Genomic DNA, 11,185 nt, shown 5'->3' with positions numbered 1-11,185 from the left:
GTACAATTCCAGAAATTAAAGTTTGAATGATTTGTATTCCCATTTGAACAATCATAGGGAGATAGGTAGCAATCATCTGTGAAATTGTGTTTATAATCCCAACAATGGCTTCAAGCATAATTGGAGCTGCTACAACCAAACCATTCACAAGGTTTGAAATCATTTGTGATCCCGCTTCAAAAAATTGCGGTAATACTGTTGTTACGAAGTTAGCTATATTGTTAAAAATATTTGTAATAGTTTCAAGAATAATCCCTGAGTTTGCATTCAAATACTCCGCTATAGCTGGTAAATAACGAGATACCGAGACGAGCACACCAGGAAGCCCACCAATAATTGCTCCTGCGATTGTAGGGCCAATCATCTTAAAAATTTCACCTAACTGGCTAAAATCTCCCGAAAAGACCGCTTTTACTGCATCAAAAAGATGAAGGCATGCTTCACGTATCTTACTAACTGCCAATCCTATCATTTCAGCCGCATCTTGAAATCCTTTTGGCAAATGAGTAATCCAATCATTTAAATAATCTCCATCAACAGCCGTATAGAATAGATATTTACCTAGTGAAGATAATGCGTGTCCAAAGTTTTGAACGCTTTCAATTACATTCGTAATGCTATTTTTGAACCCTTCATTGGTTTGCCATAAATTTCTCATCCAAATAATCAATCCAGCAATAACCGCCGATGCAGCTATCACTCCACCTGCTACTAATGCAACTGGACCAGCAACAGCCCCAATACTCACACCCAATATACCAGCTATACTGGATAAGGTGACAAATACTGGGGCTAACGCCATACATGCTCCAACAAGAATCCCGAGCGCTGTTACAATTGTTGTTATAGCTGCTGATAACGCTGGGTGTTCCGAAACGAAGCCCGCAAAAGCACTTATTACATCAGCAATGACTCCCAAAACAGGTTCAAGTGCCATTTTCAAGTCGTTCATAGCTTTTTGAAACTTTACAGCTGGGCTGGCATCCATTTTCTTAATCATTTCATTTAGTTGTTCTTGATTCTTGTTTAAATCTATAACTTTATCTTGAGCGCTAATAAGTGTATTGGTGATATTCTGGCCTTGATCTTCATACATCGTTCCGAAAAGCTTAACACCAATCTCATTTCGCTTTGTTTCATCTTCAATACTAGCCAATGCTTTAGCAATCTCTGTCATAGCTGCCGAACCTTCTTTACCGCCTTTAGCCACAGATTGCCCCCACTTTTCTAACTGATCAGCCGAAATTTTAGTGCCTTCAAGAGCTTCTTTCATAGACTTGTCGACACCTTGACCAAATTCAGCCGCTTTAATACGGCCTTCTTTCAGTCCATCTAAGAGATTATCAATCATTTATATTCAACGTGATTCGCAACGTCACGCCCGTTCTTATGAACTGCTATACGTCACCGTATAGATTAGACTATATCTTCAACTACTTGAGTTGCTCCCCGTTTCGAGTGTCATTTGCTTACACCCTACGTCTCTCGACTAGTCGTTGCACGTTCCTTAATTAAAAGGCTTCGCTCAGTATTGTCTCATTTGAGAGTTCCACTGAATTAAAGGAGTTTTTCATTGTATGTCGCCATACAAGGGAACTATACTCTAATTCCAGGTACCTGTATCAACACCAGCCTCCATAATTGCTTGTACTTCTTCAGCATTGTAACCTGCTCGTGTTAGCTGCCCACCATATTCAGCGATAATGTCCAATTGCTCAGGAGGGAAACCGATTTTTAACAGACGATTTGTTAGACCTAAAGCCGTATCACTAGTTATTCCTAATTCATTACCGATTTCATTCGCTTCTTGAATTAACTCAGTAAAATCTATACCTGCATAGGCACTTGCAATGGCTCCTGCTCCTTTTACAATGGAAGCATTAGCTTTATCACTGACAGTTTGATTTAATGCCCATTGTCTACGTGTACCCTCAAGTGCTTCTTCCACATCAACACCATAAGCTTCTAAACCGCGAACCGCTTCTTCTACTGATTTTTTAGAGGATGCTGGAACTTCAAAAGAAACATCAATTTTTGTTTTTAATTTAGAGGTATCAAGTGCTTGCTCAATGGCTCCTGAAATACCACCACCAGCCATTAATCCACCTAGAATATTTTCTAAACCAATATCTAATTCTTTGAAACTGTGCGATGCTCTCTCCGCTTCTCGTGAAAGGTCCCTCAAATCATTTCGAACTTGTTGTAATGAGTTCCCATCATCTATAGAACGAAGAGATCGCTGTAATTTTTCAATATCTGCTTCTGAACCTAATGCTTCACGACCGATGATTTTAATCGCTTGCTCTAACTGCCTGGCTGTCGCCGTACCGTTTCGTATTGCGTTTGTAAGGTTATTCCCTAATGCATTTGCAAAATGGTCTACACTCGTTTCAGTCGCATCAAAGAATGTCTTTAATTGTTTCGTTGCATTTTCTTGTTCCTGCAAACTTCTATTCGTCACACTTAATTGATTCTGCAACTGTTGTTCTGCTGTCCGAGCTTGTATAAGCTGCGTTTCATACCTTTGGATTTCACTAGCATTTTCACCAAGCGTTGCTTTTTGTAACTCGTATTGAGCATTCAACTTAGAAAGAGAAGATTGCAACTGCTCTTCCTGTCCTTTTAGCTCTTTCAGTTTTTGAGCTGCCTTAGCTGTTTCGCTTGTTCTTTCCTGTTCAGCATCTCTCGCCTGTTTTAAACTTTCAGAAGTTTGTTTAATACTATTCGCTAACTGTTGTTCTGTTATTTGTTGGCTTCGTAACTTTGATTCCAACTTTGCTACAACAGTAGAATTTTCTCCGTACAATTCTTTAGCACGTTGTAAATGTTCAGCCGTTGCTTGCGTAGCCCTTTGTGCAACTGCATACTGTTGGGAAAGGTTTTGAAGCTTTGCTTGTAGTTTTTCTGAATCAGTAGCATTTAACTTCATCTGCTCTTCTTGCAATTTCATTTCTTGACGAAGTTTTTTAGTTTCCTGATTCATGCCCTTCATAGCATCATTAAAATCTTTATTTTGCGCTTTAAATATAACTTCAACTTCCGAATTATTTCTTGCCATTTTCTCACCTACCTTTACTTGGGATTGTTACGCCATGCTTCAAACGCTGTAATCCCTGCGTAAATACGCTCAACAGACGAAATTGGCTCATGCCAAAAAGTCTCTGGATCTATTCCAGAGACTAGACAATACAAGACGTATTTATCCTCCACACATTCGATTTTTATGTCTGGATTTTTTACTTTTTTTCACCATTACCGCCGCTATTTGTACTTTTTTGGAACGCTATCGCAAATTGATTTGGATCTTGACTGATTACATCCACAACAAGTTTCGTATATAGTTCAATAGATTCTGCTAATGAATCATGATACTTCTGTAAGAAATCATCAAATGTTAACTTCTCTTTTGGGTTTGCGCCTTTAAACGCCATATAAATTACCTTATGGATACTTGTTTGATCGATTTGTTCTAAAGCTGATAAATCTTTATTATCCTCATTTCTTAATCCATCTAATGCTTGGAATTTCACAATATCAGCAATAATCGAACTAGTAATAAGCCCTTCTTCTTGGCCTTTTTTCAAAGCATAATTTGTTAAAAATGCTGGATAGTCCTGTTCGTTAACAAAACTCTTTTCATACTCACCATCTACTTTTTTAAATTCCACTTCTTTTAATGTTATTTTTTGAACTTTCATCTGCGATTTCCTCACTTTCATTTTCTTCTCATTTAAATCCAAAAGAAAAAGCCCTATATGAAACTAGGGCTTTAAGCTGAAGTTGTTCCTTTCACTAGAGCTGAATTAAATTGTGTATGCCATTTTTGAGCGACTGTTGCATCTGCTAATTCATCCACGAACGCTTCATAATAGAATTTATTTAAATCATCTGGTAAGGCCGAGAATTCTAATTCCATCATTGCCAATTCTTCCTCACCATTCGCAATAGCAAATTTAAAGCCAGTAGAGTTTGAGCAATTTGGAAACGCAATAAGTTTTACAACATCTTGAAACTCATCTACTACATCAGCCGTAAACACAAAATCATATCCCTTTGAATCACTACCGAACGCCCATACACCCGGCTTTAATCCAGTTGTATTAAAACCAAAATAATCTCTTGCTACTTTAACAGGAATATGCGCTGAAACAGTAACTTTAAGTTCCGTGGTTTTCGATTTCTTTTTCAAAGTCACGCCACCACATGTTTTTTTCATTTCCTTGTTTTCTGGTTCACCTTCAATTGATCCTACACATCCAAATTTTGTTCCTGGCTCTTGCGTTCCTTTCTTCTTAAATTGAATACTTGCATTCGCAATCGACACGGAATCAAATTCTTCAATTACTTTAACCATTTAAAATTCCTCCTCCAATACTTTATCTACACCTTTGTGTAGCTCTCCTAAAATTCTTGGCCTAGCGTTTACAATCCCACGCTCCGCAAATCGTTGTTCTAAGGGATTATGTGAACCCCTTCCTTCGTTCGGGAATACTAGATAACCAAACGATCCTTTTTTATTAGCTGACCCACCACGGGCTAATATCCTAAAACCTAAATTCATCTTTTCGCTTTTTGACCAGTTGCTATCTTTGGCATGGGTTTTATTTCGAACACTCCATTTAGAACGAGATACCGGAATAAGCTTTGTAATCTCTTCTATTGCAATTCGTATACCGTCCGTGTGGAGGATGGTATTGATTGTAGGTTCCATCTTATTTGGTAATAACCGCATTTTTTCTTCAAGCTTTTCTATCGCTTCATAATCAAGCTCAAATGCACTCAATTGGAATCACCCTCTTAAACGTAAAAACAACACGATCAATAAAGCGATCTGTATCTTTCACTTGAAGGCGATCGCTTTTAGAAACTACAAAGGATACCATTTTCACCTTGCCAACCCACGAAATAATATCAATGACCTGCTCATCTAAATTCGATTGATTTTCCGATAAATAACTGACATATATACTTTGAGAAATTGTACGCTCATTAGAAGACGGTTGAAACTCACCATATTCTAAAATAAAACAGTGGTATCCCTCTTCTGTTAACTGCGATTCTTCATCTTCTGCTAGTTCATCCTCAACAACTAAAAGCTTAAATCCGTCTTCAAGGGCTTTTTTAATGCCACTTCTCTGCTCCTTCATAAGCTTTTTAGATTTTTCATTCACGAGATTTCACCGCCTGCTGCAAATAAAAGAAAAGGTATTGTTTGTTAGAATCATAATCCGCTTTAATCACGTCATATTCGATTCCATCCATTAATACCTTAAGTTTATTTTTATTTATTTTTCTAAAGGAAGGTGGATACAGTGTTTTAACTTTTACATCTAATCCCGTTGTTAAAACGCCCACCATTTTGTAATCACTGTCCCGTAAAGACATCACTTTATAGGCAAGCTTCCCTTCTTCATGAAACTTCTCACCTATTCTTTTGCCCTCTTCTGAACGCTCTGTTTTTTTATATCCGTATTGTAGAAATCCGTCATTTAAGGTTTCTCTATACGATTTAAGAACCATTGATTACACCAACTTTTCCTAAAGCCACATCTAAAATAAGCCTGGATAATTCATTTTTATAATTTTTTTCAAACTCATCACCTGCATTGTTATAAACATAACGACAACGTTCTAACAACAAATCTTTCGGGGTTAGCTCCTTTGAAAAATCAAAAGACGCATTTGTTAAACCCAACAAATACGCCTCTCCTTTTTCCAAAAGTTTTATTAAACTAGCATCCTCTTCATTCCAGGTGATTTTAAGAACATCTTTTAGTTCATTCAAAAGCTCATCCATTCGCATCCCCTTCTAATAAAGTGATAAGTTCAGCCTTTGTTGCATTGGACTTGTATTCAATAGCACTTTGATCTAATAAAGACTGAATCTCTACCTTCGTTAATGCTGAATAATTCCTCTCTTCAACAGGAGAGGATGGATTAGGGCGTTGTAGTGCCTTCTTTCGCTTCTAGCGCTGTAATGTCAAATACAGTGAACGAATCAGGATCTAACGGACGACCATTTGCGAGTTGACGAACGAGATATAAACGTTGATCTTCAATTAAACGGATTGTATCGTCTGACTCTAAACGTTGTTCTGAAGCAACTCCCATAAAGTAATCTTTCGGTTTACCAGAGATCATTGTATTTAATGGGACGGCTGACGACTGGACCATCGTTAAACCTGGCACTCCAAAATTATCATATGTCCAAGTACCATCATCTTTACGTTTTGCACCAATCGGGAAAAATTTTGTTGCATAATCTAAAGGATTCACAATAAGCGTTACCCCTGTATAGCGTTTCGTTCCTCCTTTAGTAGTAGGAGCTAAGATTTTTTTACCGATTGTTACAGGAGTAAAGTCTTCTAAAACGACTTTCTTTTTATCTGGATAAATACCATCTGTTACTGATCCTTTTAAATCTTTGATCATACCAATTGGTTGTTTTTTCCCTGTCCCTATAACAATAACTTTTTCTAATTCTTCTGCTACAACTTCTTTCATAAATGCACGCACATACTTATCTAACCACTCAGGACCTAGTTCAAACATAGCTTTACATACAACTAAAAATCCGCTAAGTTTGTACATTCCTTCTTCAATTGTTTCAAAACCTTCGTCAATCATCTCTCTAATTGAGTCACATACATCACCCCAAAACGCTGTCGTAGTGCCCTCTTTTCTAACAACCCATTGTGTCTTTGCTCCTACGGTTTGGAAATTAACAAGAGAAAGTAACGGATGTTCCTTTTCTAAATCTTCAAAAACTCGTTCGAAAACAGTGGGCGGCATCAATTGATGTGTTTCGCTAAATGATTTAACTTCAATTGATGCATTATAAAATTTCTTTTCTTCATTTGTTAAAACACGCACACCGCGAGAGGCCAACACTTGAGCATCCCAATTTTCATTTTTTGCTTGTTGTGCTTCATTAATTACATCGTTCATCATATCTTGAAAATGTTGCATATTGTTTTCCATATTTGCGACAATTCGTGCCGCTACCGCTTGTGCATCACCTGTTTCAAGCGCCTCTTTTACATTATTAATTTGTTGATCTTTATTTTCGATTATCGGACGATCTAAATTTTTAATAGTCATCTTATTCCCTCCTGTTTTTAAGACAATAAAAAAAGCACTGCTTTACGCGTGCTTAAATTTGTTAAGTATATTTTCAGTTGAACCTGCTGCTACTGGTTCATTCTGTTGGTTATTTTTATTTCGGAATTTCTGAAGTACATTATTTTTAAATTCCTCTGGATCTACCACATCGTCATCTTCTACATGTTCATTTACTTTATGAGCCAATCCAATCTCTACTGCCTCATTGGCAGTAAACCATGTTTCATTCGCAATCATTGTCTCAATTTCTGAACGTTCCCCTTGATAACGGGTCATATAAATATCCGCAAGCGATTTATCAATTCCCTCAAGAGCATTCAATGTCTTGCGAATATCTAATTTTGTTCCCCAAGTCCATGTAGAGGCTTCATGAATCATTAACATAGAACCTGTATTCATAATTAGTTCGTCTGCTGCCATTGCAATAATAGATGCGGCACTTGCGGCCAGTCCATCTACGTTAATGATAATTTTTGCCGGGTGATTTTTTAGTTGGTTATAAATTGCAATTCCATCGAATACATCCCCACCAGGACTATTCAAATTGATATTAATAATATTTGCTGAAGTAGCTTTTAATGTTCTCTCAACATCAACTGCGGATGTAGAATCACTCCACCATGATTCACCAATATCACCATAAATCGTTATGTCCAGCGAATCAGCTTTCGCTTCTGCCTTAAAGGCATGTTGAACATTAGCTAGATGGTTATATTTTTCATGCTTGTAACGTTTCATCCTTTTCACCTCCTTCCAGTGAATCCGCTTCTTGATAGTTTTTTGTTACATGTCTTCTGTTTGCCCATTCTTCATCAATAGGCTCTTTTCCAAGCATCATTATCACATCATTAATTGTTAGACCACCAATAGCAAATAATTTATCCATTGCGGTTGATAATTTCGTAATATCAACAATCTTAATTTTTGTTGTATCAATTTTTAAATATGTTCTTTTTAAATACTCTTCTTTTTTGTACATCTTTCGATTAAATTCATCTTGTATCAATTCAGCAATCGGATTAATACAAAATGCTAAAAATGAATCCATTTGCTTTTCAATATCAGCCACATCACCTTTTAAAATGCCGATAGGCACATGAAAAGCCGTTGCTACATAACCAAATATATCACTGACTAAATCGCTAATATCACGGCTTGTGCTATTGTTTGCTACGCCGTTTTTACTATCACTCATATCTTCGATTTCATATCCATTTTGTAATTGAAAAGCGGAACCTACTTTATCTGCGTTAAACCAATTTTTTAACTGACCTTCAAACATTTCATCAATCGCGGCTTGCGTTTCTGGATCTTGCGCTCTTAGAAAATCACCTTTAATTAACAAGCGCTTATTATTTTTTCTTTTATAATAGTCAATGGACGATGCAAGCAATTTCCCAAAACTGTTATACATTCCATCTATGACTTGCATAATATTGCGGTCATTTAATTTAAAATGAAATACTTCAGATTCATTAAATGATTTATCAAAGGTGAAGTCACCAATTGTTATATCGTTATAAATGTTTTCTTTTAACGCAAACTTAGTAATATCAAACGAATCTGCAATATATAATTGCTTATTTTGCATAATTACTACACATTCATTTTCCATAATTAAGTGATTAACTAAGCTATGCATAAATTCTGATGCATTTTGATTTTGATTAGGTTGTACATTAAGCAAATAATGATTCTCACCACGTTTTTCTTTCCCTTTTTCAAACGTTTGAAATTCACTCCTAGTTAGAGCATTAGCTATTAAATCAATACAACTTTCTACAGCTAATTTTTTATAATAATAATCAACACTCAATTCATAAAGACATTCCTTTAAAGTAATCGTGTTATTACTTCCTAGAAATCCGCTTATCCATTCTCTTAATCCCATATTCTCACCACCTTTTACACATTAAATGATCTAAATATCTTTCTAACATTCTCTTTTGTTAAAGCATTAGATTCTTTCAATTCACTATCTAAATTAAGAGCATGTAAAAAAGCGTGAAAACCATCTGTTTTCCGCTTCTCTGGATCAATCTTTGCATATTCAATATTCCCATTGTTCTTATTATCCTTGAAAGTATTCCATACATACCAACGCATTAATAAGTCATCACCAAATACTAACTTCCCATTGATAAATAAATCATCAACAAGTGGCGATAATTTCGAATGCGTAATATGTCCCCTTCTTACAATCTCGACTTCAAAACCTGCTTCTTCAAGTACAGGACCTAATACACTTGCACGATGCGAGTCCATACAAATCTTTTTAATTCTGTATTTCTTAGCCATTTCTAAGAACCAATTTTTAACCCGATGTGGATCAATAGATTTTTCAGTTCGAATAATCGTACATAATTCTTTCGCTTCCGCTTCTCGGATAACATCCATATTTATATCTTGAATATCTAGTGCAACTTGATTAATAAAAGAATGATGTAACCAATATCGTTTATTATCTTTTTTAAACAATAGACCCATTCCACAAAAATCTCGTACTTGTGCAAAATCCACAGCACCAATACATTCAAATCCAGACAAATCTGGTATTGGTTGATTTGTTCGCTCTAATTCATCCCAGGTACAAACTGTTTCTAAGATATTTGAAATTGGAATATTCATACGCTTTGTCATAAATTCGACTCGCAATTTTGAATTACGTTGCATCTTTTGGTATTCCCGTTTCATTTTTATCTTTAGCTCATCATTGTATGGTAAAGAAGGATTAGCTTTCTCCCAATTTGCTGGATCATCAACCTCGCCTTCACTATCTAACTTACAAATGAATGGTAAGAAATGAATGTCCTCAATCTCGCCAGATAAAATTAATTTTGCTGTTTCTTTTAAATCATCAAGTGGCCCACCTCTTACGTGTCCATCTGTGGTGGTGTAAATGATTCGGGAACCTCTTACTTTACCTTGACCACTTGTATAGACATTGATATTATCGTAATTTTCGTATTCATGTGCCTCATCAAAAATTACACATCCAGTACGTTTACCGTCTTTTGTCCGAGAGTTGGAAGTGTTATAATTCATCACTGAATTTGTTTTTTTATGTTGAATTTCTTCTAATGTCCATTTAAAGATTTTTTTAAACTTCTCTTTAAAAGATGGCGTACTTATAACATTATATACATCAGTAAATGTTCTCTTCGCTTGATCTTCACTGGTTGCAACTACATCAATATCGTAATTATTAATACCATGATGTCCGGTCATCATATAAAAAGAATCATATGCCATATAACCTGTTTTACCGCCACCACGACCCATTAATATTAAAACTTCATCAAATACAATACGATCATCTTTTTTGAAGCGCACACCATACATCAATGCATTTAAAAACTTTTGCCATGGGAATAATTCAAACGGAAAATATTTAGCAGGAACATTAATAGAATCTTCTGCTGCTTTAGCATTGAAGTAGATGTCGTCTCGACTTAACATTTTCCGAACATATTTCATTAATAATTTTTGTTCTTTACATGATTTGATTTGACCACTTTCTACCATACTCATATATTCATCGATATATGGATGGTATGTTGCCGATTTCTTAGACATCATCGTCATCATTACTTCCATCGTATACAGGTTCTTTTAAACCAAGCACTTTTAATAAGTCCGTCATACGCTTATTGGTTTCACGAAATTCTTTCGTAGCTGGATTAGCTTTCATTCCCTTTTGGCTTTCACTATTCTGCCATTCAATCATTGGTCCATTCTTTTTAATTTCTCTCGCTAATTTGTTTTTCGTATCGAACAATGTTATGTAATCGTCGACAAGGTCAACATAGTGCATACCATTCAAATTAGCATTTTCCAATTGTTGTAATAAATCTTGTTTGATTTGTGCTTTCTTTGATAGTTTTTGCACATGTACCCCCCCTCTTAATTTGATATCTCAAAAAATATTTTTTCCCATCTCCTCCCCCCGTTGAACGGTCCTCCTACTAAAAGCCGAACTTTTTGACCGGGGGGTGTTTAAGAAACTAATTCAAAGTAAGTTTCAATAAAATCCAAAATAAAAAAGACTTCTTCACTAGAAATC

12 protein-coding genes and 1 pseudogene are annotated in these 11,185 nt (G+C 35.8%); all 13 read right to left on the bottom strand.

The genetic code is table 11. The features are described from left to right. The coding region (locus EBQ15_RS30555) for a phage tail family protein (RefSeq protein ID WP_481747484.1) at window positions 1-1,096 on the bottom strand (1,096 nt) is incomplete at its 3' end. Between the two features lie 513 nt (window positions 1,097-1,609). Beyond that, a pseudogene (locus EBQ15_RS30550) lies at window positions 1,610-3,058 on the bottom strand (hypothetical protein); the annotation flags it as partial. Between the two features lie 178 nt (window positions 3,059-3,236). Continuing rightward, a complete protein-coding gene (locus tag EBQ15_RS30545; RefSeq protein ID WP_000867962.1) occupies window positions 3,237-3,698 on the bottom strand; it encodes a hypothetical protein in 462 nt (153 codons plus the stop codon). Between the two features lie 71 nt (window positions 3,699-3,769). Further along, on the bottom strand, window positions 3,770-4,354 hold the full coding sequence (locus EBQ15_RS30540; RefSeq protein WP_033693050.1) for a hypothetical protein: 585 nt from the start codon (window positions 4,352-4,354) through the stop codon (window positions 3,770-3,772). Next, complete coding sequence (locus tag EBQ15_RS30535; protein WP_033693051.1) at window positions 4,355-4,783, bottom strand: hypothetical protein; 429 nt, start codon at window positions 4,781-4,783, stop codon at window positions 4,355-4,357. Further along, window positions 4,770-5,171, bottom strand: coding sequence for a hypothetical protein (locus tag EBQ15_RS30530; RefSeq protein ID WP_229172752.1), 402 nt, complete (start codon window positions 5,169-5,171; stop codon window positions 4,770-4,772). The genes EBQ15_RS30535 and EBQ15_RS30530 overlap by 14 nt, the downstream gene beginning before the upstream one ends. Continuing rightward, entirely contained in the window at window positions 5,164-5,520 is a 357-nt protein-coding gene (locus EBQ15_RS30525; RefSeq protein WP_033693052.1) for a phage head closure protein, read from the bottom strand. Before EBQ15_RS30525 ends, EBQ15_RS30530 begins: the two co-directional genes overlap by 8 nt. Next, window positions 5,510-5,797: a hypothetical protein gene (locus EBQ15_RS30520; protein ID WP_033693053.1), complete on the bottom strand. Its 288-nt coding sequence runs from the start codon at window positions 5,795-5,797 to the stop codon at window positions 5,510-5,512. The genes EBQ15_RS30525 and EBQ15_RS30520 overlap by 11 nt, the downstream gene beginning before the upstream one ends. A 140-nt stretch (window positions 5,798-5,937) precedes the next feature. Beyond that, on the bottom strand, window positions 5,938-7,101 hold the full coding sequence (locus tag EBQ15_RS30515; RefSeq protein ID WP_000153083.1) for a phage major capsid protein: 1,164 nt from the start codon (window positions 7,099-7,101) through the stop codon (window positions 5,938-5,940). Between the two features lie 42 nt (window positions 7,102-7,143). After that, the gene (locus EBQ15_RS30510) at window positions 7,144-7,860 is read right to left on the bottom strand and encodes a head maturation protease, ClpP-related (protein ID WP_000833217.1); all 717 of its coding nucleotides are present in this window, start codon (window positions 7,858-7,860) and stop codon (window positions 7,144-7,146) included. Beyond that, entirely contained in the window at window positions 7,841-9,013 is a 1,173-nt protein-coding gene (locus EBQ15_RS30505; RefSeq protein ID WP_000524274.1) for a phage portal protein, read from the bottom strand. The genes EBQ15_RS30510 and EBQ15_RS30505 overlap by 20 nt, the downstream gene beginning before the upstream one ends. A gap of 14 nt (window positions 9,014-9,027) precedes the next feature. Beyond that, window positions 9,028-10,707, bottom strand: a complete 1,680-nt coding sequence (locus tag EBQ15_RS30500; protein WP_000178388.1) for a terminase TerL endonuclease subunit — start codon at window positions 10,705-10,707, stop codon at window positions 9,028-9,030. Further along, complete coding sequence (locus EBQ15_RS30495; protein WP_001170969.1) at window positions 10,691-11,011, bottom strand: P27 family phage terminase small subunit; 321 nt, start codon at window positions 11,009-11,011, stop codon at window positions 10,691-10,693. The genes EBQ15_RS30500 and EBQ15_RS30495 overlap by 17 nt, the downstream gene beginning before the upstream one ends. Window positions 11,012-11,185 lie beyond the last annotated feature (174 nt).

Source organism: Bacillus sp. 2D03, from assembly GCF_003946765.1.
Classification (GTDB): domain Bacteria; phylum Bacillota; class Bacilli; order Bacillales; family Bacillaceae_G; genus Bacillus_A; species Bacillus_A cereus.
The sequence above is the reverse complement of the archived record's forward strand: the minus strand, read 5'-3'. Positions and strand labels throughout refer to the sequence as shown.

Bases quoted from the DNA above. Each gene is read 5' to 3' on its own strand.
- EBQ15_RS30525 (WP_033693052.1), bottom strand. From the start codon at position 5,520: ATGGTTCTTAAATCGTATAGAGAAACCTTAAATGACGGATTTCTACAA.
- EBQ15_RS30500 (WP_000178388.1), bottom strand. From the start codon at position 10,707: ATGACGATGATGTCTAAGAAATCGGCAACATACCATCCATATATCGAT.
- EBQ15_RS30505 (WP_000524274.1), bottom strand. From the start codon at position 9,013: ATGGGATTAAGAGAATGGATAAGCGGATTTCTAGGAAGTAATAACACG.
- EBQ15_RS30545 (WP_000867962.1), bottom strand. From the start codon at position 3,698: ATGAAAGTTCAAAAAATAACATTAAAAGAAGTGGAATTTAAAAAAGTA.
- EBQ15_RS30520 (WP_033693053.1), bottom strand. From the start codon at position 5,797: ATGGATGAGCTTTTGAATGAACTAAAAGATGTTCTTAAAATCACCTGG.
- EBQ15_RS30510 (WP_000833217.1), bottom strand. From the start codon at position 7,860: ATGAAACGTTACAAGCATGAAAAATATAACCATCTAGCTAATGTTCAA.
- EBQ15_RS30540 (WP_033693050.1), bottom strand. From the start codon at position 4,354: ATGGTTAAAGTAATTGAAGAATTTGATTCCGTGTCGATTGCGAATGCA.
- EBQ15_RS30515 (WP_000153083.1), bottom strand. From the start codon at position 7,101: ATGACTATTAAAAATTTAGATCGTCCGATAATCGAAAATAAAGATCAA.